This is a genomic window from Haloferax sp. AB510, assembly GCF_024136985.1.
Lineage (GTDB): Archaea > Halobacteriota > Halobacteria > Halobacteriales > Haloferacaceae > Haloferax.
Genome location: NZ_JAMYJY010000013.1, coordinates 22,234 through 44,298 on the forward strand (window position 1 = coordinate 22,234; position 22,065 = coordinate 44,298).

The window sequence follows — 22,065 nt, forward strand, 5'->3', positions numbered from 1 at the left end:
TCGCGCCTCACCGGACGTCGTCTTCGTTCCACTCGAACGTGTTCTCGTCGGCGTCTATCGCCGCGTCCGGATCGATAGCACCCGTGGCGTCCGCCGTCTCGTCGGTCTCGCCGGTCCCGTCGGTCGAGACCGACTCGAACGAGTCGATTATCTCGTTGACCGCCGCCCGACTCTGGCTCACCGAGCGGTCGGTCGTTCCCGACGCGCCGCGCTTCGGTTCGGGCGTTTGGTCGCCGGAGCCAGCGGGGCCCGGTTCGGTGTCGCGGTCGCTCGCGCCGTCGGGTCGCGCGTTCGCTCTCGGTGCGCGCCGCGTGCCCCCGTCGCTACTCGCGACTGTCACGGTGTAGTCGGTGAGCACGAGCCACTTGGTCTCTTTTTCGACGCCGTGCAGCGGGCGCTGACAGTTCGGACACTCCGGGCTGGTGAGCAGCGCGAGGTCGATGGTCTCCCCGCAGTGTTCGCAGTCACCCTCGTGGGTATCGACCTCCTTTGCGGCCTGTTTCACCCGGCGAAGCTGCTCGCGCTCGGCGCGTATCTCGCGTATCTCGGCCCCGTACTGCGTCTCGAACTCCGTGAGCTTCGTCTCGACGCGGTCGTCGGTCTCGACGAGGTGCTCGAGAATCGTCTGGAGGTTCTCGAACTCGTCGTCGAACCGCGCGTCGAGCGTTTGGTGTCGCTCGCGGAGGGTGGATTCGACCGCGTCGAGTTCGGCCGGCAGGTCCTCGACATCGTCGAGCGCGGCTTCTACCTCGTCGAGTTCGGCATCGACCTCGTCCAGTCGCGTCGTGAGCGCCTGAACCGACTGTTCGAGGTGCGCGCGCCGCTGTGCTTCCGTCTCAACCTCCGCTTCGAGCCCCTCGATGAGTTCGAGGACCTCGGCTAGTTCGTCGTCGCTCACGGGCTTGTTCTCCGTATCATCTCTGGAGCGCGTTGCGCGCTTCGCCTCGCTGGATCTCTCGTCCGAGGCGGGGCTGTCGCGACCCAGAAGTTCCGTGATTTCGTTGAGTTGCCAGTGCGACGCGAGCAACTCCTGGCACAACTGGTCGCGCGATTTACCGGTCTCGCTCATTCGCTGGTCCAGCCAGGCTTCGAACGACGACGGAGTCTCGTCCGCTGGGTCGTTGTCGACGGGGTCGGAGACCATGTACTGTACTGCCTCGCGGAACCTATCGGTCGCTAGGACAAAAGTTTTCTTGCGTCTCGAACTATCTGCCCGTATGTACGTCCCGCGAGTGCCACGTCCCCCTCTCGACAATGGGATTTGACGACCGCCTCGAGCTCTTCGTCACGCAGCAGGCTCGGGTGCTGGTCGCCGTGTTCGCCATCGCGGGCGTCGCGTGTCTAGTCGCCGCCGGCTACGTCTTTCTCACGCCGACGATCCAGACGGTGACCGAAGAGACGAACGTGCAATCGGTCGAGACCGGCGTCGACACGCGGGCGGTCGTCACCCAGGACACGACGCTCTACGAGCGTGGGTCGACGCTGGAGAACCGCTCTGTCTACTTCATGACGATTTCGCCCGACGTGTCGTTCCGCGTCCACACCGACGTACCAGCGAATCAATCGGTCAACGTCACACAGCGATTGGTCCTTCGCACCGTCGGCGTCCGAGACGGCTCGTCGTTCTACGAGAACGAGACTGTCCTCGTGGACGACCGGACGACCGTCACCAACGGGACCGCCGTCAACGCGCCCGTACTCAACGTCTCCGCGCTCGACCGCGATCTCCAGCAAAAGCGGACCGAGACCGGCGGCGTCGGTCAGTTCAGGACGAGTCTCAACCTCACGGTGACGTACCAGACAGGGTCGTACAGCGGGACGCTCGAAGCGAGCACGCCGCTCGTGTTCTCCGGGCGGGCCTACTACCTCGAACGGTCGCTGGCCGACGACCGGCGGCACTCGACGACCGTCGCGCGGAGCGTGACGCAACCGTCGACCCCCGTCGAGTACGGCGGACTCGCCGCGGCCGCGCTGGTGCTGTTCGGACTCGCGGGCCTCGTCATCCGCACCGAGTACCGAAGCGACCCCGAGGAACTCCGCACGAAAATCTCGCACAGTCGTCACGAGGAGTGGATCTCCCGGGGCGAGTTCCCGACGGACGCGAACAAGCCGTACATCTCGATTCTCACCCTCGAAGACCTCGTCGACGTGGCCATCGACACGAACCGGCGTGTCATCTTCGACCCCGAAATCGAGACGTACGCCGTCATCGACAGCAGCGAGATCTACTACTACTCGCTCGACGAGACCAACACGCACGCGTGGCTCAATCTCTGAGCCGCCCCTTCGAACGTGACCGTCCTACGGCGGCCGTTCGAGGTTTTCGAACTGGTAGCGACGATTCGTCACCGTGTGGTACGCCGCCGAGAGGCCGAACGCCGCGACGATAACGGTCGGGTAGGCGAGAAGCGGAACCGTCCCCGTCGGGAGCACGTCGGCCCACAGAGCCGCCACGATGAGACCCGAAAGGACCGAGAGACCGAGGTAGTACACCCCCCACGGAACCGAGTTCTCGGGGACGATGTCCATGTAGATGTCGAGGCGCTCCATGCGCTCTGTGAGTTCGACTTCGCCCCGGTCGTAGCGGAGGACGCCGGCCTGTTCGAGCCGCGGCAGGTGCGTCTGCTGGAGCGACGTGTAGACGGTCTTTCGCTCGGCGGAGGTCAGGTCCGGAATCTCCTTGTCCTGTTCCCACGCCGCGACCTGCTCTGCGAGGTCCGAGAGCTCGACCGTGCCGTCGGTTCGCTTGCAGTAGTGGAGGGTGTATCGACGGCGGTGGTTGCTCATCAGGTCGAAGATCTCGTCGCGCGTTAGCGCGTCGTCGCCCTCGCCGCCGTCGTCGGCATCCGAGGCTGACGCGCGGCCGAGCAACCCGCCGGCACCGCTGGAACTCATCTATCGACCGTCGATACTGCCCCGCTGTACATAGTTCCTCTGCTGTCAGCGACCACACAGATACCGTCTCGCCCAGCGCACCGACGGCTCCTGCCCGATTAGCCGCCGGAGTCCGGCGACTCTCGCTCGACGTGAATCCGCAGCGTGGCGCTGTACGTGTCGGGGTCCGGAAGGTCCTCCAGCGTACCCGGTCCCGTCCACGGAATGAGGTTAATCTGGAGGCCGAACGGGATCGACTCACCCGGTCCGAGAACGCCCTCTGACCCCGATACCGCCGGGCTCACGTCGAGCAAATCGTCGCCCGACGTCCCCGGAGATAGCGCCTCGTCGCCCGCCGTGACCTGCAGCGCCGCCTCCACGTCTTCGAGCGTCGAGGCCGAAAGCGAGTCGCTCGTGACGTCGAACTCGAAGTAGATGCCGTCGATATCGACCTCGCTGACGTTGGTGAGGCGGACGATATCCTCGAAACGAGTGATTGCGCGCTTGTTGACGCCGTTCTCGTCGCCGCCGGGGGTGAGCCGCGTCACGTAGCCGGACGAGTCCGTCTCGACGTGAATCGGCGGGTCGTTCGCCGCCGTGAGAGAGAGATAATCCGGTGCGACGATACGAAAACTCGCCCCAGACGTGGACTGGGTCGTCGTCGTGGCGCTCACGCCGAGGACACCGCTGATAATGAAGAAATTGCTGAGAACGAAGAGGGTCTGGCGGCGTGTGGGCATGGGGTTGCTGTATCGCGTTCTCCCGGAGCGCTACGCGCTCGGGTCGTCCTGTGTCGCGACCGCGGTCACTTCGTCGATGAGCGTGATACTCTCGCCGTTGTTCCCGAAGTCACCAGGTGAGAGGGCGTCTTCGATGCTACTTGCCGTCGTATCTACGGCGAGTTCGACAGATTCGGTCCCGGTGCCCGAGGAGACCATGACGTAGTTCGCCGGTTCGGTGGAATCGATCGACGACGTGTCAGTTGAGACGGTCTGCTTCGTTGAGTCGCCGTGTTTGAACTGGAAGGCGGTGTACGCCTCTTGTTTCGTGATGCCGCCGTCGGTGACAGCCGTGCCGAGCGTGGTGAACTCGAAGCCGACGTAGTAGTCGTCGTCAGCGTTGTTGTTCGTGATGTCTAGGATATTCCCGAGGTTCTTGTTCTGGTCCGCTTCAACGGCGACCTGAATCTCGACCATATCGCCGGTGAGCGTGCTCGACCGGTCGATGACGTGGACTTTGGGAAGTTCGTCCGGTTCGAGGGCCTCGAAGTCGATGTTCCCGTCGCTCGTCCCCGCGTCGGGGAACGTCGTAACGTCGCTCCCCGGGTTGTCCGGAACCGTAATGGAGATGTCTGCCCCCGGTGAAACGACGCGGAAACTCCCGTCTTCGTTCGACGAGAGCACTTCGGTCGCGCCCGTCCCGAGGACCGTTCCGGTTCCGACTGCGAGCGTTCCAATCGCGGTGATAACGGTGCGTCGTTTCATTCTGTCGTACTCTGCGACCGGTGTGTGTCGGTTGTCGAGTGGGTCATCGTGGCTGATTCGAAACTCTTCACGACGACTGCTCGGTCGCGACGATGGTCAGCGACGGCTCGGCGTCGATAGAGCCCGCGTTGTTCAGTGTCGAGTCCGTCGTGTCGATTTCGACGTCGAGCGCCGCGGAGTTGCCGCTACTCAGGTCAACCGTGCTGCCGGAGCCGATCGCGTCGGTGCTGGCGTCGCCCACGTAGAACGTCACGACGGCGACTGCGTTGCCGCTCCCGTCGCCGAAGACGAACGATGCGCTTCCGGACGCTGTCGGACTGTTGCTTGGTGCGTCAGTCGACACGCCGACCGTCGCCCCGGTCCCGTCGGCCGAATTGTTCGTGATGGTGACGACGTCGGAGAGCGTCGTGACCGCGTTCTGGTTGAAGCCACGGTCGGTTCCGGAGTCGTCCACGCCACCGAGGTTGATGGTCAGCGTGTCGCTGTTGTCGTTGCTGACGTAGTTGTCGTCGCCTTCAATGGTGAGGTAGGCGTTCGCGTCGCCTGCCGTGTCCACGCTCACTTCACGCGCCGCGCTCACGGTCGTAAAGGCGCCCGTTCCCACGAGTGCGCCGCCGCCGCCGACGAGCGCTCCGAGTCCGATCAAGATGTTGCGTCTGTTGATTGCCATGGTTGTGTTCTCCCTGACACAGGTGACTGCGTCGTTGTCTCTCCCAACAGAGCCTACCCACTTTGTATTCCGGTGCTTGAACGAGTCCTCGGTCGCCGTTCCGTTCGACAAGCCCGGCTTTCTCCCCGACGACCCCCGTTCAAGCCCACCTTTCGGGGCGCATTTTCGGCGTTCAAGTGAGGGTTTAAGACATCGAAATCGGCCCACAGTCTGTCGATTTTCGTTCGAACCCGACGTTCGTGGTGTCTCTTTGCATGATTCTTGGTAACACGATTTCCGAATCATGGCACAATTGAACACGACATACTAACACAGCGTACGTGAGAGCCCAGCGTCGTGACACGTGACGGATTCCACCGGCTCCCGAGCGTCCGGTCTCTACGCCCCGAACGGGCGGACGAGGCGGCGATAGGTAATTACGGGTTCACACGTAGTGTTCCACACACGCCGTGAAACTCAGCGACGTCCTCGAATACGCGGTGCTCGGACTCCTCGTCATCGCCGCCGTCGCGCTCCTGTTCGGGCAGGCGCTCGGCCAGCCGGTGCTCCTCGGCTACGTCGAGACGGGGAGCATGGCACCGACGATGGAGCCCGGCGACGGCTTCATCGCGGTCCCCTCGGTCCTGCTCGAAGACCCCGAGTCCGGCGACGTGGTCGTGTTCAACGCGCGCGAACTCCACGGCGGCGGGCTGACGACCCACCGGGTGGTCAGGTGGACCGAAGAGGGGTACATCACGCGCGGCGACGCCAACCCCTTTACCGACCAAGAGAGCGTCGAGCCGCCGGTCAAGCGCTCGCAAATCGTCGCCGAGGCGCTGCAGGTGAACGGGAACGTCGTCGTCATCCCGCAACTCGGTGCCGTCGTGGGGGCGGTGAACGGGCTTGCGACCGGCGCGTTCGACCTCATCGGGAGCCTGCCGGGGTTCGAGAGCGCCGCCGACGGGGAGCCATCGCCGATGTTCCTCGTCGCCATCGGCGGGATTCTCATCGCCCTGAGTCTCGTGTTCGACGGCTCCGGTGGCGGCCGAAAACAGAGTTCGCACAGCCGTCGCCGCCCGGACTACTACACGAGCGGCGTCGTTCTCTTCCTGCTCGTCGTCATCGTCGTCACGCCCGCGACGCTGAGTATGGTCCTCGGGTCGGGGCCGACGGAACTGACCATCGTGAGCTCCGAGTCGCCGAACGAGAACCCACTCGTCGTCGGCGTCGGCGAGACGACGGCCATCGACTACACGCTGACGAACAACGGCTACGTCCCGATTATTACTGTCCTCGAATCCCGTGACCCGGGTGTCTCCTTCGGTCAGTCCGTGTTCGTGGTCCCCGGAAAGGGCTCGCGAAACACGACGCTCACCATCCAAGCACCGGACCAGACCGGCGCGTACGACCGCGAAATACGCGAACAGCTGTACGTTCCCGTGCTCCCGCAGACAGTCATCCTCGGCTTACACGAGGTTCATCCGCTCCTCGCAATCGCGGCTATCGACGCCGTGTTGGCGTTCGTGACGCTCCTCGTGAGCGTCGTCGCACTCGGTCTCGGCCCGATTCGGCTGCGCTCGACGGGCCGGAACGTCTCGCTCGTCGAGCAGTTCAGACGCAAGTATCTGTGAGTGCGCTGGACGCCGATAGTCTGCAACGTCCGCGCTCCCGACTTCGACTACCCGCGAACCTGTCCGGCGCTCGGCGTTCCGGTCACTCCCGCGCCACCGGGGTCGTAGTCGAGGGTGTCGTCTCGGTCTTCGACTTCGAGGCCGTCGACCGAGAGCGTCGCCGACGCGTCGCCGAGTCCGACGGTGAGTTCGGCGTTCGTGGTGCGCAGGTCGGCGTCGCGGAGGAACACGTCGCCGTCGGCCGAAAGCGACACGTCCGCGTTCGTCGTCTCGAAGACGCTCTCGTTCGCGTGGAGTTCGCCCGCGGATTCGACGGTAATCTGCGCGTTTTTCGTCTCGACCGTCGCGCCGTCGAGCGTCACGTCGCCGGCCCCCGACTGGAGGTCGATTTGAGCGTTCTTCGTCTCGATGGACGCGCCCGCGGCACCGACGCGCTCGCCAGTGAGGTCAATCTGTTTCTCCCCGTGGACCGTCGCGTCCTCGATGTCGAGGAGGCCGTCGTCGGCGTCGAGCGAAATCCGTCCGTTGACGACCGTAATCGAGGCGTTCCGCGCCGACACCGTCTCCCCGCCCACCTCGATGTCGCGGTTCTGGTTCTGGAGGCTCGCGTCGCGGATGTCCACCGAACCGTCGTCGGCCGCGAGTTCGATTTTCCCGTTTCGCGTGCTGATGGCCGCGCCGCGGGCCTGAACCGACTCACCGGAGACGGTGACCTTGCCGTTCTGGTTATCGAGCGTCGCTCCCGTGACGTTCACGGGGCCGTCGTCGGCTGCGAGTTCGATTTCGTCGTTCGTGTTCCGGATGGTCGCACTACCAGCCTGAATCGTCTCTCCAGTCAGTTCGACCTTGTCGTTCTTCCCTCGGACCGCGCTCTCGCGCACGTCGAGCGTCCCGCCGTCGGCCGCGAGTTCTATCTTCCCGTTTTTCGCGTCTATCGTCGACTGACGGAGCGTTATCGACTCGCCTGAGAGGGTCGCCGCTCCCCAGTCGGAGACGACGGTGACATCGGTGAACTCGATGCTCGTCTCAGCCTCGATATCGACCGAGTCACCGCTCGTGAACGTCGTGTGCCTGACGACGACGCGCTTGGCCGAGATATCGATAGCGCGCCACCCGTTGTCGATGGTTCCGTTGTCGGTCCCGACGACGAGCACCGCATCGTCATCGTCGAACGTCGCGACCTCCTGTTCGGTCAGGACGCGCTCGCCGTCGTCGTAGGCGATGTCCTCGTCGGTGTCGACGTACGCGACGCCGTCCGACGGCCCCGCGGGGGTGCCGTCGCCGCCATCGTCGCCATCGCCGTTATCTCCGCCGTCTCCGTCGCCGCCATCGTCGCCACCGCCATTGCCGGGATTGCCACCACCGTTCCCGCTCGTGCAATCGTACTCAACTCGCGCTTCGAGCGTCGCATCGGAGATAGAGACGCCGTCCGCCTGTGCGGAATCGACTTCGACGATGAGTGTCGCCACGCCGCTGCCCGTGTTCGGTCGCCGGCAGTAAGCCGTCACTTGGTGTTCGCCGCCCCGGCTGAGCGTCGGAGAGCCGCCCGACTGCGCGAGCGAGAGGGCGTTCGTGTCCAAGCGGGCGCTGTACTCGACGGTCACGTCGGTGTCGAGGTTGTTCACGATTGACCCGACCGCCACGGCGTTGCCGCGGCTGGGGCTCGTCACGACTTCGCCGGTCGGTTCGAGCGCGACGAGGGCCCGATCGTCGTCGACGACGGAGACGTCGACCGGCCGCTGTCCGGAGACCGAACTAAAACTACCCGTCGGAACCGCGGCGAGGGTGACGCCGAGCACCGCGATGAGGACGCCGGCGTACCAGAGATTCTGATTCATGCGACGGTCTCCAGAGCCTACTCGTCCGTAAGACGTGGAGCGCCTTGTACACACCGACTGTCGGCGGTTCGGTCGGCCGCGCTCCTCGTCCGACGGCTGCGGCTCCCGAGAACAGTTAGTTACGCCCCACGAAGGGGGTGACCGAACCTAAGGGGAAGGGGGGAAGGGGGGATGAGTTCGGTCAAGTGGATGCGTCCGAGGGGTTACTCTGTACGGTGCTGCATCCGATTGGACACAGTCGCTTCGAATATATAAATGATTCTGATTGTCAATCTGAAGAATAATCTCTCCGGATAGTTATAACGATGTTATATCTGTTACAGCTAATGAAACGACTATGCTTCTCGGTATCGTCTCTCCTGTTATGGCGGAACACACATCGGCACGACGGCCCAGCGACGCACTCGACCGGGCGACGGCCCACGTCGACCGCGCCGAGGAACTCCTGTGGGAGTACGCTCGCGACCTCCCGGACGACGCAGACGACGAGTTTGACCGACTCTTCGAGCGGTTGTGGGCCGTACAGAACGAACTCAGACGGGTCTCGTTCTCGGCCGCCGACGCGGCCGACGAGGAGGAGCAGACGCTAGTCCCGTTCGACTTCCCGTCGACCGACGACTGACAAGTCCCGGCTGGGTCGTGCCGGTGACTACTCCGCTTGCCGTTCTAACCACTCTCTCGCGTCGCTGACGAGGTCTGACAGCGCCTCCTCGATGGGACCCTCGCCCGCGAGGTTCACGCTCCAGGTGACCTGCGACTGTACCGCTTGGAGGTTGAGCATTGTATTCTGGATTCGCGACGCTAGCACCACCGGGACCGTCGCGTCGAACCGCCGGATACCCTTGACCGCCTCGACGCCGTCGAACATCGGCGGGGCGTGGAGGCAGATGACGAGATGGGCCGGTGCCGCGGTCAACTGTTCGAACAACTCTTGGTTCGACTCCACGAACTCCACGTCCACGTCGGACTGCGCCATCGCCGAACCCGCGGGTTGCGGGCCGTACGCGAGGATGCGCGGCGTCGCCGCTATGCTTGTCTCAGACACGCACCTAGCTGTTCACCGAGAGCGTATTTGACACTTTCTCCGGAATGAAGCGTCGCCGACCGTGCCCTTGCTCCGGCAGCGGTCTGCGACGCGACCGGGTTAAAACAACGTATCGAGTCGCTCGTCGACGACTGCCTCCGCGTCGTCGCCGCCGTCGCCGCCGTCGCCGCCGGTCTCACGGTCGCGGCGGTCCCGCTCGGCCTCGACGGCGGTCGACTGGATTTCGGACACGCGGTCGCTCCGCGACACGTCGCCGAGGAGGACGAGCACGCCGACGTGGTTCGACTCGGGGAGCGGGTAGTCGCCGCCGCGGACCTCCATGCTCCCGGTCTGTTCTTCGACCCACGTCCGACTTCGCTCGATGGCCTTCCGGTTGAGCCACTCGGGCGGGCCGCTGACGACGACCAGTCCCCGGGACGCGGAATCTACGTCGCACGGGAGGGTGAGCCGACCGAGCACCGCCTTCCGCGTCTGGGTCGTGATGCGGTTGATGGAGTCGAGCTCGTCCACTGACGACGACCCCCCGCCCAGCAGTCCCTTGATGCTGAACCCGCCGCCGTCGTCGCTCTCGGGGAGTTCGCTCGCCGCGTAGCCGATAGTCGAGATGCCGCCGCCGCGGAGGGTGTTGATGACCTCCGAGGAGTCGACGACGCTCTCGCCGACCGTCCCCGACTCGCTCACCTCGCCCGAGGCGAAGAGGATGCCGAGGCGTCGCACCAGCTCTTCGTTCATCGAGTCGTGGGCCTGCGCGACGTCCTCGCCGCTTTTCGCCCACGCCCCGTTGTCGAACGCGAACACGTGGTCGGTCACGTCCACGAACGTCTTGAGCGACCGCGCGGCGTTGCGCGAGTAGAGCGCGCCCTCGTCGGCGGCGGGGAGGATGCCGACGCCGTAGATGGGCTGTTCGTAGATGCGCTGGAGGTGCTTCGCGAGCACGGGAGCCGCACCGCTTCCTGTGCCGCCGCCGAGGCCGGCGAAGATGAGAAACGCGTCGGCCGTGGAGGTCGGCGACCCGTCGGTGCCGCGAAGGAGCTGTCGGCTGTCGCGCTCGGCGAGTTCCGCGGCGAGTTCGTTGTCCGCGCCGACGCCGTGGCCGCTCACCTCGTCCGCGCCGAAGAGGATGCGGTTCTCCTCGGGGACGAGGTCGAGGCCGCGGAGGTCCGCCGACGCGGTGTTGTACGCCACCGCGTCGACGACGTAGTCGGCGTTCGTACGCTGTTCGTACCGAAGGAGGGCGTCGAGGACGTTCCCACCCGCTTGTCCCACTCCGAAGCAAAGGACCTTCATCGTCTCTCTGTGACACGCCATCAGTGGTGAATCTTCTGTTAGCGGACTGTCACCCGTGGTTCTCCGGCCCCGCCGCTGCCGACGGGGTAGTTCTATACGACCCGGGCGAGAACCACCGGCAAACTGCATGACCTGTCCGCGGTGTTCACAGCCCCTCTCGACGCTCTCGCTCGACGGCCGCGCGGCGCGCTACTGCGAGCGCTGCGGCTTCGTCGGCGTCGAGACGGTCCACGAGCGCGACGCGCCGAACCGAGAGTCGTGGGACGACGCGATAGCCCGCTTTCACGCACGGGCGGTCCGCGAGGCGCGCGAGCGCGACGGGGGCGTGGTGGCTGAAGACGAAGGCGGCGACGACGAGTCCGCTGGCGGCGACAGCGAGTCCGCTGGCGGCGACAGCGAGTCCGCTGACGGCGACGACGAGTCCGAACCCGAGAGCGACGAAGCTGACGCCGACAACAGCGAGAGCGACGCGACTGAAGGCGTCGCCGAGTCCGGAGCCGTCGAGGCCGACGAGACGGGTGACAGCGACACCGCTGACCGCGAGTCCAGCGACTACCAGCGCAAAAACGGGGAGGACGGCGACCGCGGGGACGAGGGCGACGAGTAACGCGCTCGTTCGCGCGCTCCCGGCGGCGCGTCGACCTTGGTCGTGACGTACTGTCCGGTCGGGTGCGTCAGTTCGGGTCGACGCTCAGTTTGATTCCGGCGCGGCTTCTGCTTCGGGTTCCGGTTCGGGCTCGGAGGCGCTCCCGTCGGACTCCTCTTCGGAGCGGGCGGCGACGAGCGACCCGCGGGCGACGCTGTACAGCGGGCGGTCGATGCTCCGGACCTCGTTGACGGAGAACGGAATCGTCGAGTCTTCGAGGTGGTGTTCGAACAGCTCCTCGAAGCCGTCGGGACTGGAGGTACCGCCGGTGACGACGACGGGCACGTCGAGGCCCTCTTCGATGTCTTCCTCGTCGACCTCGCGCTCGATGTTCTCGATGACGTAGTCGAGGAGGTTCTCGTAGTAAATCGAGAGCGCACCCTCGACGCCGCCGACGTCCGTGCGGAAGTCGAGTTGGAAGTCGTCTTCCTTGATAGACGTGACCTTGTCGACGGCCGTGCCGGTGGCCTGGGCGGTTTGCTGGTCGATCCAGTCGCCGCCGCGGGCGATGGAGAACTGCATGACCGGCACCGCGTAGTACGCCAAGCAGATGTTCGTCATGCCCGCACCGAAGGAGACGCCGAGACCGGTGAAGTTGTTGTCGGCGAGTTCGCTGTAGATGACCGCCATCCCCTCGTTGATGGGTTCGGGGTCGTAGCCCATATCGCCGAGCATCGATTCGAGCGTCTTGTCGTGATACAGCGTCGAGAGGTCCGAGTCGATTGGGTCCGCCGGACTCGAATAGAAGAGGCGCTCGTTCGGCCGGGAGGGCGAGCCGACGACCTGCTCGATGATGAGCTTGATCATCGGAATCGCGGAGGACTCCTCGCTGGAGAGGATGCCGTGTTGCATCGGCCGGCGCGTCTCCTTGCCGAAGATGTTCGCGAAGTTGAGTGCGTCGTCGCCGACGACGTACACCTTGTCGTCCTTGCGGATGTGGAGCACGTCGCTCCGCGAGAGCATCTGCTCCGCCATGTCGCTGTAGTCGATTTCGACGAACGAGTTTCGCTGCTGGACAAATACGGTCTCACTCCCATCCTGGCTCGCGGACAGGATGTTCATGGTACCTACGTCAAGGCCTTTCGCCATACCTCACGCGTCGTAGGGCTGTCGCATAAATCTGTATGCGCTTTTGACATTCACTTCCGCCGATGAATCCAACGCCGAACCGATAGCCCGGCGTCCCGCGACGACTCAGGAGAACAGTCCGCGAATCCGGTCCACCACGCCGTCCGAGTCCTCGCGTTCGGCCTCTGCCTGCTGTTGCTTCCGAAGCTCGGCCAGCGCGGTGGCCTGGTCGTCCGTGCTGTCGCCGACCGCTGTGTCCTTCTTCCCGCCGCGGAGCCCCTGTAGCCCGGCGACCGCGTCGTCGACGCCCCCACCGCGCGTCTCGGTCACCTTGGCGTTCTCGAAGCTCGCCCGATCCACGTCGTCGACGGCGGAGGTATCGAGCTTCAGGCGGGTGGTCTCGGTCTTGCGGACGCCGCCCCACGACAGTTCGGTGTTCGACATCGCCTCGTCCATGTCGCGGCGGACCTGCGCGGAGACGGCTTCCTCGTCTTCCTCGTCGGCCGCCTCGGACGCCGCGTTGTCCCCAGTCGCGGCGGGGCCGCTCGTCCTCGCGCGGGCGAGTTGGAAGCCGACGAGCGACGTGCCGCTCGCGGCGACGACCGCCACCGCGCCGAGTGAGTAGATGCCGACGATGCGGCCGCTCTGGTCGGCGCTCGCGGAGACGTTCCAGTTGTGGGGGTACGCGCCGACGAACTGGACGACGGCGACCGCACAGACGAGGAGCCCCGCGCCCGCGAGGACCGTCGGGAACCGGTACTGGGAGGGAAGCAGGACCACGACAGACACCAAGAGGAGGGGTATCCCGAGCGCGCCGGTGACGCCCGCGACCTCACGGAGTTCGTACTTGAAGATGTTCTCGGGCGGGATGCCGCCGCTCCACACCACCGCCGCGAGCGCGACGGCGAGCAGTCCGATAGCCGTAAAGAACAGCGCGAAGCCCACATAGACGGTCGTCTCGTCGGGGTCGGCGTCGACGTACCGCCGGTAGAGGGCGATGAGGGTGTTCTGCCCGTCACTCGACATGCCTCAGACCACTCTCCGGCGCGACATATAATGTTCGCCGGGTTCGGGGTTCGTACCGCCGCCGGCGTCCGAACCGGCGCCCCGCCACGACCCGCCGGCGCACCGTCACTGTCCGCCGAGCCGCTACTGCCCGCCGGCGTGCTCGACGGACATGTCGTAGGCCGCAACCGTGTCGTCGAGGGTCGCTTCGGTGAGCGTGGGGTCCGCGTCGAACCGCGCGCTGGTGAACCGAGCGGGCCCGCGGACGACGGTGTCGCCGAAGGCCGCAGCGTCCGTCACGTGCGTGTACGCGAAGTCCAGTCGACCCTCGATTTCCACCCCGAAGACGAGCGACTCGACGGTGCAGTCGGAGAAGTCCACGTCGCGCGCGACGCGGACGTCCGAACAGAACACTTCGTCGCCGAAGCGCGCGTGGTCACAGACGACGCTCCCGCCGACCGTGGTTTCGACCACTCGAACTGGCGAGTCGGCGGCACAGACCGCGTCGGAGAGGTCGAGGCCGCCGGTCACGGTCGCGCGGACGAACGACGCCGCCCCCGACTCAAACCGCGCGCTTCGGAAGCGGAGCGCCCGTCCCTCGACGGTCGCGTTGTCGAAGGAGACCGGGCCGTCGAACGCGCTGTGCGTGAAGTCAACGGTCCCGTCGCGGGCGGTGAGCCCCGTGCAGTCCATCCGACCGCCGAAGCCGGCGCTCGTCGCGTCGATGCCGCCGCTCACCGTGAGTCGGGTCGCGTCGACTTCGCCGTCGACCGTCAGGTGTTCGAGCGAGAGGCCGTCGCCGACGGTCGCCGACGCGGCGACGATACTCCCGCGGACGCGGCAGTGCGCGAGGGAGAGCCGACGGTCGCACGCGACGTTCCCGAGGTCGAGGCGACCGCCCACTCGGGTGTGAGAGAACCACGCTGGCCCGCCGAAATGAGCCTTCGCGAGCGACACGCCGTCGTCGACGACGCCCTTCCGGAACGTCGCCCCGCCCTCGAAGCGTGTCTCGGTCGCCACGACCGCCCCCGCGCTGAAGCCGGTCGCATCGAAGCGCTCGCCGAAGCGCGCCCCGCAGAGCACCCATTGGTCCCCGACCTGAAGGTTGCGACAGACGACCGTCGCGGGCGCGTCGAGTCGCTGCATGCACACCGCGCCGCCGACCGAGACGCGGTCGAGTCGGAGCGCGCCGCCGAGCGCCGCGTCGCGCAGGTCGATATCTCCTTTCACCATCGCGCCGCGGAAATCAAGCGGCGCGTCGTCGGCGAGCGTCAGCCCTGCGAGGTCGATGCGTTCGAACGACCCGCCGACGAACGCCGACGGCCGTTCGGGGTCGATAACCGTCTCGCGGAGCGCCTCGGTGACGGCCGCGGGCCGCGTTTCGCCCACCGGACGGTGAAAGAGACAGCGGTCGGCCGCACCGCTCGCGGGGTGCGGACACCGCCACACCGATGGCGATTCGTCGGCACCCGTCTCGTCGGCGGCGTCGAAGACGTGCTTGTAAGCACAGCGAGCGGGGCGTTCCACGTCGCTCGACCGTTCGTTGTTATCACGTAAATAGATTGTCACGACATCGAGAGCGTCCGGGTTCACCTTCGTCGCCGACCCAGTCGGCTGACCTGATTACCGCTCGATGAAGGGCGCGCCGGCCTCCGCGTCGCCGACGACGGCCGAGAACGTCGCCGCGAACTCGAAGTCGCGGACGGGGAGCGTGACCAGCCGAACCGTCTCGCCGGCGCTGTCGTGGAAGCCGACGACGGTCCGGTCCGACTCGAGTTCGACCGAACAGCCGGCGAAGACGGGACGGTTGAGCTGTATCGTCCGCACCTCCCGGACTTCCTCGGGAGTCGCCTGCTCGCCGTCGTGTCGGATCTGCACGAGTCGCGTCTCGGTCAGAAGCACCGTCATCTCCTCGTAGTGGCTGACCGACCGGAGCGTCTCGTGCTCACCGACGAACTCGTGAATCGACTCGTAGAGGCTCATACGTCGCCTACTCGACCCACTCGTATCAACGTATCTACAACAGTTTTCGCGTCTTTCGACCGTCAGTGCGGGTCGCGGACCTCGCGACTCGCGGCCTGAACGGTTGGGGCCCAACCGACTGTCAGAGGCGTGCAGGCGGGACGAGCCCCGTGGCTGGGCAATCGTGCTGTCCACATCCTGACCAACACGACCGCCCGCTATACGGTCGTCGTGCAGAGTATATCAACATATGTGCTCGTTGGCCGCGTGGACGGTGAAAACCGGTGTTCGAATCAGTCGACGGCTTCGATACCGGGGTCGCCCGTCAGGACGATGATGTCGGCCATCCCCCGAACGGACCTGAACGGGACCCGAATCCCCCGCGGGCCGACTTCCATTCCCTCAGGCGGGTCTTCGACCGAGACGAGAAGTGCGGTCACGCGGTCGGCGTCGAGGTCGACACAGAGGTCGACGGCCTCGCCCAACCGGTTCCCTGAGGCGGTGTACACGGGGCGGCCTTCGATGCTCGGAATCGGTTCGATGCCCGTCGGTGACTGGGGGACCATACCTACGCCATCGAACGTGTCAATGAAAAATACCTCGGTCGATACGGACCGCGTTGCCCCCGTCTTCCCGACTCCTGCGGCGTTCGGGTCCGAACGCGGACGCGAAAACCCGCGGTTTGCGCGGTCTTCGACACTCACTCGGCGACGTTCGACCGGACCACAGCACTCCGGTTTCGGCGGTGTATCGCCGCGGAAGAAGGACGGAATCGGGCGCTTGTGACAGCGTGAGCGGCTGACATGCCGATCCTCCGATACGTATTTAGGGAAACCTAATAGAGATCTATCTGGTCAGGATAGTTGAGCCTCGGTGTTCCTTCCACAGACCCACCACCACTACTGAGGCCTCTGGCCACCTTCTTAGCCCCGTATTCGACCGTGAGCACGCGCTTTGTTCCGGTGAGTTCGATGCACACGCGCCGTCGCCGACCGACCGCTGTCGTTCCGGCACGACCAAACTCGGCCTTCACGTTTATGTAGACGAACCAACTGGTTCACGTATGGTGAACAATCCGGTACGGGCGTACGGGGCGCTGGTCGTCATCGTCGCGGCGGCGGTCAGCGGTGCCGTCATTCTCTCGGGTTTCGTCGCTATCGACTTCGTACTCGACACGGTCACGGTGTGGGGATACATGGCTGCAGTCGGCGTGATGGTCGTCTGCGCGGTTGTCAGTTGGCTGACCGACCTCCCCGGTATCCTATCGAGCGAATTCGGGAACTAAAAACGGTGATACGGCGGGGCATTGGCCGCTGATGTGTCTCCCCGCTCGCTGCTCCAATTCAGTCGCCCGCTTTTTCGTGTAGTCGAGGTCATGCGGACCGTGTGCCTCCTTGCGGTACGCTCCGTCGTTCTCGGAGGTCGTTTGTGTGCAGTATGTGGGCACACCCTGACATTTATGTCGGCCAAAATGTATTTGGTCAACCATGACCCGCGGGTGTAAAACGTTCTGGCAGGGTACCGTTTCGCTCATACTCGCAGCAATTGTTCTTTCCGGGGGGGTCGTCGGTTTCGTCTCACCGACTGTCGTATCCGCGGCTCCGGCGGATTCTGTGCAGTCGACGAACCTCACGAGCAACGGTGCCGGCCAGGGTGTGGTCCATACGCAGAACGACTCGAACGCAACACAGTCATCACCGACAAATACGACCAACTCGTCCCTTTCTTCTTCGACAACAACTAACTCGTCGCTTTCTAACGAATCAAATTCGACTTCGAATCAAACTACGACGCCAGTAAACCAGACCGATGGGTCGAAAGATTCGGAGGAAGTGACTGAAGACAACAAAACACCTGATTCTTCGACTCCGGTGAACGAGACGGAAACTCCGGAGACGAATTCCACTGAAACTCCGGAGACGAACACTACTGAAACTCCGGTGAATGAGACAGAGACTCCGGAGACGAATTCAACCGAAACACCGGTGAATGAGACGGACACGCCGGAGACGAACACCACTGAAACTCCGGAGACGAATTCAACCGAAGCACCGGTGAACGAGACGGACACGCCGGAGTCGGACACATCCCCGAATGAGACAGAGACGTCGGAGACGAACGCCACCGAAGCGCCGGCGAACGAGACGGTGACGCCGCAAGCGAACGACACGGCGGCCCGAACTCAAGCGACCAACGGGACGGTCGAGGCAGCGCTCTCCGGCTCGGTGAGTATCACGTCGGTCAACACGACGATGTACGACGCACCGGTCGATTCGATTGCGAGCGGCCAGCCGGTGTCCGTTACTGTGGACTACTCGCTGTCCGGACAGAGTTCCTACGACATCCGGATTATCGAGCAGGACAGCACTGAACTCACGGACGATCAGGTCGCTTCGAAGACCGTCACGTCGGACTCGGGAGAGACGACCATTCGCGTTCCGGCGGACGCGCTGGACAACGCCGCCAGTGACGAGTCGTTCCTTGACCCCGGTATCGAACTTCGGGCGGTCGTGTTGCGAGGTGCCTTTCGCGACGACATCGAGTCTGCGACGGTCGACAAGGGCAGAACGAGTAGCACGATCTACCTCGCCGACGACTCGGTCGAGACGCCCGTCGTCGAAGGAGACACGACCGATGTCACGCTCTTCGGTTGGGGTTCGAACACGTACGCGGGGTGGGAGCTGAGAGAGGACGACTTGATCTCGAACCCGCTCGTGGCGTCCGGAAGCGCTCGAACCAACAGTTCGGGCTACTACGAACAGGACGTGCAGTACACGCCCAGTGAGTACCGAAGCGGGGTTGGTGACCCACCGATTGAGATATTCGCGGCGTCCGACGACTCCTCCGATACCACGCGGCAGTTCACCGTGGGCGTCACCGAGTCCGACGACCCACCGGTCATCGACGACATCAGCTTCGACCCGTCGGTCCCGAACCCGCACGACAGGAACGGGAACAACGGCGAGACGGTCACGATAACTGCCTCGGCGAGCGACGATAATCGCATCAGGTCGTACGACTGGGACGTCAACGGCGACGGCCAGTACGAGTACTCCGGGGAGTCTATCGACATCGTCTACCACGACGGCGGCGACTACGACGTGACGCTCCGGGTTACTGATTCGAGCGGACAGAGCGCCATGGAGACCGAGACGCTCCACGTCAACAGGCGTCCGTACCCGGACATCAATGGACCGGGGTCGGTCGTCTCGGCACCGGCGGGCGGCAGTGCGACGGTCACGCTCGATATCTACGACTCGACGGACCCCGACGGTAGCATCGATTATTCGGGAACGACGTGGATCGTCGCTGGTATCGACGGCACCGACTTCGGGACCGAGACGTACACCGACCGCGGCGGTGAACTCCAGGTTGACCTCCCGGCGGGGGACTACCGCGTCGAGGCGTACGTCGAGGACGACAACGGGTTCCGAGCGCTGACGAATCGCGTCGGCGAGTCGGTCGAGTTCGAGGTCAACGCTCGCCCGTCGGTCCAGGCGTCAGGCCCGAACGAGGTCAACGAGGGACGGTCGTTCACCTTGCGCGCCTCCGGCAGTGACGATAACGGCGACTCCCTGTCTTACTCGTGGACGCAGACGGGCGGCCCGGGGACGGCGGAGGGAAGCGGCAGCTCGGTGACGTTCGAAGCGCCCGAAATCGACAGCAGTAGCCGTCAACTGACGTTCGAAGTCACCGCCGACGACGGGCGCGCGACGGCGAGCGACACGGTCACCGTCACCGTTCAAAACACGAACGAACAGCCGACTGCGGACCTCGCCGCGACGCCGACGGAAATCGACGAGGGCCAGTCGGTCACGTTAGACGCAAGCGGGTCGTCGGACCCGGACGGAACGAGCCTCTCGTACGCGTGGGAGGTCGTCTCCGCGCCGACGAGCGGTGCCCCGACGCCGTCCGGTGCGAGCGGCGATGTCACGCTGACGACGCCGGGCGAGTACACCTACGAAGTGACGGTGACTGACCGTAGCGGCGACGGGAAGTCTGACACGGCCACCGTCACCGTAACTGTCGGAGACGTCAACAGAGCGCCGACCGCTTCGGTCACGGCGTCGCCCGACGAAGTTCGCGCGGGGTCGGGCGTGACGCTCGATGCGACCGACTCGTCGGACCCGGAGGGCGAACAACTCGCGTACGACTGGGAGGTCGTCTCGGCACCGACGAGTGACGCCCCGGCGCCGTCCGGTGCGAGCGGGTCGGTGACGCTGACGACGCCCGGCGAGTACACCTACGAGGTGACCGTGACCGACCGCGGCGGCGACGGGAAGTCCGACACGGCCACCGTCACCGTGAGCGTCTCGAACGAGACCGGAACGACAGTGAATCTCCGCTCCGATTCGGTCGCGACGACCGGCCAGCGGACGAACGTCAGCGTCGTCGTGCAGCGGGCCACGGACGGGGTTCGCTCGTACGACGTGACGCTCCACGTCTCGAACGCGTCGGTCGCGACCGTCGAGGACGTCTCCTTCGCCGGCGACCCGCAGTTCTCGAACGCGAACGTCTCCGACGGCGACGCGTCCGTTCGCGTGACCGCGGGGGCCGCGAACACGGCCGACAACGGGTCGGTCGTGATTGCAAACGTGACGCTCCTCGCCGACGCCGCCGGAACCACGGACGTGCGTGCGACCGTTCAGGCGCTCGGTGACGAGAACAACGACGCGTACGTCGTCACGGCGGTCAATAACACGACGATCACCGTCGAGTCCGGCCCGCCCGCGATAGGGTCCGACCGTAACCCGCCGACCGATCCGGACGGCGACGGCGTCTACGAGGACGTCAACGGAGACGGTGAGTTCAACGTCATCGACGTCTCCGCGCTCTTCGATAACCGAAACGACGCGGCCGTACAGGAGCACGGTCGCTTCTTCGATTTCAACGGAGACGGCGCGTTCAACGTCATCGACGTCTCCGCGCTCTTCGACCAACTCTAACTACTCACGATGTCATTCCACACTCGCTCGCTGCTCGTCGGGGTCGTGTTGCTCGCTGCGGTCGCCGGGAGCCTCGCGTTCGCCCCGCTCGCACAGGCCGCAGGTGAGACGACCGTTCGCCTCTCACCGGTAAACCAGTCGGTCGAAGCGAACGACACCACGACGGTCGATATCGTCGTCGAGAACGCTTCTGAGGGCGTCCGGTCCTACGACGTTTCGGTCCTGCTCGAGCGGGACGGAGTCGCCAGCGTTGCCGATGTCGAACTTAAGGGTGACCCGGGGTTCTCCGATGTCACCCCGGGAGACGACCGCCAGCGGGTTCGCATCACTGCCGGGACCGCTGACACCGCGACCGGGTCGAACGTGACGATTGCGACCGTGACCTTCACCGCCAACGGCACGGGCACGGCACCGGTCGCGCTCAGTGTGAACGCTCTCGGCGACAGCGACAACGTCGCGTACTCGGTGTCGCGAACCGTGAACGGGTCGCTGACGGTCGGTGACGCCGACGCCGGCGAAGATACGACCGCTCCGGTCGCAGACGCCGGCGACGACCTGACGACACCGGTCAACACGACCGTGACGCTGAACGCGAGCGGTTCGACGGACAACGTCGGTATCGACACCTATCAGTGGGACCTCGATGGAGACGGAACCGTCGAGCGAACAACCGAGACCCCGACGGTGACCACGTCGTTCGCTCGGCCCGGAACGACGGCTGTCGAACTCAGCGTGATTGACGCCGCCGGGAACACCGACTCGGACACCGTGAACGTGACCGCGGTGAGCGACTCGGAGGGCGTTACGGTGCGGTTGGACCCCGAGTCGTCCCGGGTCTCGCGGGGTAACGAGACCGCGGTCGACGTCGTCGTCGAGAACGTGACGAACGGCGTCCGGTCGTACGACATCTCGGTTTCGACGGCCGCCGGCTCGCCGGTCACCTTCGAAAACGCGACACTCGCCGGCGACCCCGGCTTCCGGTCGGTCGATATCGCCCCGAACGGAGACCGAATCTCTATCACCGCAGCGGCGGCTGATACGCCTGACACCGGCGCGGTCACCGTCGCGACGGTGACGGTTCGTGGCACTCACAGCGGAACCGCGACGCTCGAAGCGACCGTCACGGCGCTCGGCGACGAGGATAACGAGCCGTACACCGTCGGAACCGTGTCTAACACCTCGGTGACCGTTGGACAGCGTACCGGACCGCCCGCAATCGTCGCGGACCGCCTCCCGACGGACGTTGACAACGACGGCGTCTACGAGGACATCAACGGCGACGGGAACGTCTCGGTCTCGGACGTGCAGGCGATGTTCGCGAACCGAGACGACGACGCGCTCCGACAGCAGCGCGGCGCGTTCGACTTCACCGGGGACGGCGACATCAACATCGTCGACGTGCAGCGTCTCTTCGCCGACGTTCGCGGTCGTCCCGCCTGACGTCCGACACGCCGCTTCCGCGGACGCTCGCGGCCGTGTCGTCGGCGACCGGTCGGTTCTCTTCCTTCCGTCGTCCTGTCCGAACTCTGGGTGTGGCCGCGTTCCAGTGCGCCGTTGAATCTCCGCACGCTCGGCTCGCTCCCGTGGTGAGCGGTCGCCGTTCGAACGCTCGTGATGACGGAGGCTCCAC

Annotated in this window: 21 protein-coding genes; 7 read left to right on the forward strand and 14 right to left on the reverse strand. The window is 65.1% G+C overall.

What is annotated here, in order from left to right; genetic code table 11:
- Positions 1–7: 7 nt before the first annotated feature.
- Positions 8–1,144, reverse strand: coding sequence for a hypothetical protein (locus NKF06_RS04245; RefSeq protein ID WP_253244624.1), 1,137 nt, complete (start codon positions 1,142–1,144; stop codon positions 8–10).
- Positions 1,145–1,254: 110 nt separating this feature from the next.
- On the opposite strand from NKF06_RS04245, the gene NKF06_RS04250 reads away from it, so the two are divergent.
- On the forward strand, positions 1,255–2,277 hold the full coding sequence (locus tag NKF06_RS04250; RefSeq protein WP_058828687.1) for a DUF5305 domain-containing protein: 1,023 nt from the start codon (positions 1,255–1,257) through the stop codon (positions 2,275–2,277).
- 24 nt (positions 2,278–2,301) lie between these two features.
- Here NKF06_RS04250 and NKF06_RS04255 read toward each other — a convergent pair whose 3' ends face one another.
- From NKF06_RS04255 to NKF06_RS04270, 4 genes are all read right to left on the reverse strand, one after another.
- Positions 2,302–2,895 (reverse strand): hypothetical protein, encoded by a 594-nt coding sequence (locus NKF06_RS04255; RefSeq protein WP_058828688.1) that lies wholly within the window; start codon positions 2,893–2,895, stop codon positions 2,302–2,304.
- A 98-nt stretch (positions 2,896–2,993) separates the two neighbouring features.
- The gene (locus NKF06_RS04260; RefSeq protein WP_253244625.1) at positions 2,994–3,548 is read right to left on the reverse strand and encodes a hypothetical protein; all 555 of its coding nucleotides are present in this window, start codon (positions 3,546–3,548) and stop codon (positions 2,994–2,996) included.
- A gap of 96 nt (positions 3,549–3,644) precedes the next feature.
- Positions 3,645–4,358, reverse strand: coding sequence for a hypothetical protein (locus tag NKF06_RS04265; protein WP_058828690.1), 714 nt, complete (start codon positions 4,356–4,358; stop codon positions 3,645–3,647).
- 67 nt (positions 4,359–4,425) lie between these two features.
- Positions 4,426–5,028 (reverse strand): hypothetical protein, encoded by a 603-nt coding sequence (locus tag NKF06_RS04270; RefSeq protein ID WP_253244626.1) that lies wholly within the window; start codon positions 5,026–5,028, stop codon positions 4,426–4,428.
- A gap of 449 nt (positions 5,029–5,477) precedes the next feature.
- Between NKF06_RS04270 and NKF06_RS04275 the strand changes: the two genes are divergently transcribed.
- Positions 5,478–6,638: a signal peptidase I gene (locus NKF06_RS04275; protein WP_253244627.1), complete on the forward strand. Its 1,161-nt coding sequence runs from the start codon at positions 5,478–5,480 to the stop codon at positions 6,636–6,638.
- Between the two features lie 47 nt (positions 6,639–6,685).
- Here the strand turns inward: NKF06_RS04275 and NKF06_RS04280 are convergent, their stop codons facing one another.
- Positions 6,686–8,476: a hypothetical protein gene (locus tag NKF06_RS04280; RefSeq protein ID WP_058828693.1), complete on the reverse strand. Its 1,791-nt coding sequence runs from the start codon at positions 8,474–8,476 to the stop codon at positions 6,686–6,688.
- 364 nt (positions 8,477–8,840) lie between these two features.
- On the opposite strand from NKF06_RS04280, the gene NKF06_RS04285 reads away from it, so the two are divergent.
- A complete protein-coding gene (locus NKF06_RS04285) occupies positions 8,841–9,098 on the forward strand; it encodes a hypothetical protein (protein WP_253244628.1) in 258 nt (85 codons plus the stop codon).
- 27 nt (positions 9,099–9,125) lie between these two features.
- Here NKF06_RS04285 and NKF06_RS04290 read toward each other — a convergent pair whose 3' ends face one another.
- Both NKF06_RS04290 and NKF06_RS04295 read right to left on the reverse strand, forming a co-directional pair.
- Entirely contained in the window at positions 9,126–9,521 is a 396-nt protein-coding gene (locus NKF06_RS04290; protein WP_058828695.1) for a histidine kinase, read from the reverse strand.
- 99 nt (positions 9,522–9,620) lie between these two features.
- Positions 9,621–10,808, reverse strand: a complete 1,188-nt coding sequence (locus NKF06_RS04295; protein ID WP_253244629.1) for a tubulin/FtsZ family protein — start codon at positions 10,806–10,808, stop codon at positions 9,621–9,623.
- 127 nt (positions 10,809–10,935) lie between these two features.
- Here NKF06_RS04295 and NKF06_RS04300 point away from each other — a divergent pair, with 127 nt between their 5' ends.
- Positions 10,936–11,415, forward strand: coding sequence for a zinc finger domain-containing protein (locus NKF06_RS04300; RefSeq protein WP_253244630.1), 480 nt, complete (start codon positions 10,936–10,938; stop codon positions 11,413–11,415).
- An 84-nt stretch (positions 11,416–11,499) separates the two neighbouring features.
- On the opposite strand, the gene NKF06_RS04305 is transcribed toward NKF06_RS04300, so the two are convergent.
- From NKF06_RS04305 to NKF06_RS04325, 5 genes are all read right to left on the reverse strand, one after another.
- Positions 11,500–12,516: a cell division protein FtsA gene (locus NKF06_RS04305; protein WP_042663325.1), complete on the reverse strand. Its 1,017-nt coding sequence runs from the start codon at positions 12,514–12,516 to the stop codon at positions 11,500–11,502.
- Between the two features lie 132 nt (positions 12,517–12,648).
- Entirely contained in the window at positions 12,649–13,548 is a 900-nt protein-coding gene (locus tag NKF06_RS04310) for a hypothetical protein (protein ID WP_058828698.1), read from the reverse strand.
- Positions 13,549–13,671: 123 nt separating this feature from the next.
- On the reverse strand, positions 13,672–15,054 hold the full coding sequence (locus NKF06_RS04315) for a pentapeptide repeat-containing protein (RefSeq protein ID WP_253244631.1): 1,383 nt from the start codon (positions 15,052–15,054) through the stop codon (positions 13,672–13,674).
- A 96-nt stretch (positions 15,055–15,150) separates the two neighbouring features.
- A complete protein-coding gene (locus NKF06_RS04320) occupies positions 15,151–15,510 on the reverse strand; it encodes a hypothetical protein (RefSeq protein ID WP_058828700.1) in 360 nt (119 codons plus the stop codon).
- A 272-nt stretch (positions 15,511–15,782) separates the two neighbouring features.
- Positions 15,783–16,055, reverse strand: a complete 273-nt coding sequence (locus NKF06_RS04325) for a PRC-barrel domain-containing protein (protein WP_058828701.1) — start codon at positions 16,053–16,055, stop codon at positions 15,783–15,785.
- 497 nt (positions 16,056–16,552) lie between these two features.
- Between NKF06_RS04325 and NKF06_RS04330 the strand changes: the two genes are divergently transcribed.
- Complete coding sequence (locus tag NKF06_RS04330) at positions 16,553–16,774, forward strand: hypothetical protein (protein WP_058828702.1); 222 nt, start codon at positions 16,553–16,555, stop codon at positions 16,772–16,774.
- Positions 16,775–17,269: 495 nt separating this feature from the next.
- Here NKF06_RS04330 and NKF06_RS04335 read toward each other — a convergent pair whose 3' ends face one another.
- Positions 17,270–17,614 (reverse strand): hypothetical protein, encoded by a 345-nt coding sequence (locus NKF06_RS04335; RefSeq protein ID WP_253244632.1) that lies wholly within the window; start codon positions 17,612–17,614, stop codon positions 17,270–17,272.
- 22 nt (positions 17,615–17,636) lie between these two features.
- Here NKF06_RS04335 and NKF06_RS04340 point away from each other — a divergent pair, with 22 nt between their 5' ends.
- A complete protein-coding gene (locus NKF06_RS04340) occupies positions 17,637–20,435 on the forward strand; it encodes a PKD domain-containing protein (RefSeq protein WP_253244633.1) in 2,799 nt (932 codons plus the stop codon).
- A 9-nt stretch (positions 20,436–20,444) separates the two neighbouring features.
- Positions 20,445–21,875: a PKD domain-containing protein gene (locus tag NKF06_RS04345; RefSeq protein ID WP_253244634.1), complete on the forward strand. Its 1,431-nt coding sequence runs from the start codon at positions 20,445–20,447 to the stop codon at positions 21,873–21,875.
- Positions 21,876–22,065 lie beyond the last annotated feature (190 nt).

Coding starts and splice junctions, on each gene's coding strand:
- NKF06_RS04245 (WP_253244624.1), bottom strand. CDS start 1,144: ATGGTCTCCGACCCCGTCGACAACGACCCAGCGGACGAGACTCCGTCG.
- NKF06_RS04250 (WP_058828687.1), top strand. CDS start 1,255: ATGGGATTTGACGACCGCCTCGAGCTCTTCGTCACGCAGCAGGCTCGG.
- NKF06_RS04255 (WP_058828688.1), bottom strand. CDS start 2,895: ATGAGTTCCAGCGGTGCCGGCGGGTTGCTCGGCCGCGCGTCAGCCTCG.
- NKF06_RS04265 (WP_058828690.1), bottom strand. CDS start 4,358: ATGAAACGACGCACCGTTATCACCGCGATTGGAACGCTCGCAGTCGGA.
- NKF06_RS04270 (WP_253244626.1), bottom strand. CDS start 5,028: ATGGCAATCAACAGACGCAACATCTTGATCGGACTCGGAGCGCTCGTC.
- NKF06_RS04280 (WP_058828693.1), bottom strand. CDS start 8,476: ATGAATCAGAATCTCTGGTACGCCGGCGTCCTCATCGCGGTGCTCGGC.
- NKF06_RS04285 (WP_253244628.1), top strand. CDS start 8,841: ATGGCGGAACACACATCGGCACGACGGCCCAGCGACGCACTCGACCGG.
- NKF06_RS04295 (WP_253244629.1), bottom strand. CDS start 10,808: ATGAAGGTCCTTTGCTTCGGAGTGGGACAAGCGGGTGGGAACGTCCTC.
- NKF06_RS04300 (WP_253244630.1), top strand. CDS start 10,936: ATGACCTGTCCGCGGTGTTCACAGCCCCTCTCGACGCTCTCGCTCGAC.
- NKF06_RS04305 (WP_042663325.1), bottom strand. CDS start 12,516: ATGAACATCCTGTCCGCGAGCCAGGATGGGAGTGAGACCGTATTTGTC.
- NKF06_RS04310 (WP_058828698.1), bottom strand. CDS start 13,548: ATGTCGAGTGACGGGCAGAACACCCTCATCGCCCTCTACCGGCGGTAC.
- NKF06_RS04320 (WP_058828700.1), bottom strand. CDS start 15,510: ATGAGCCTCTACGAGTCGATTCACGAGTTCGTCGGTGAGCACGAGACG.
- NKF06_RS04325 (WP_058828701.1), bottom strand. CDS start 16,055: ATGGTCCCCCAGTCACCGACGGGCATCGAACCGATTCCGAGCATCGAA.
- NKF06_RS04330 (WP_058828702.1), top strand. CDS start 16,553: ATGGTGAACAATCCGGTACGGGCGTACGGGGCGCTGGTCGTCATCGTC.
- NKF06_RS04345 (WP_253244634.1), top strand. CDS start 20,445: ATGTCATTCCACACTCGCTCGCTGCTCGTCGGGGTCGTGTTGCTCGCT.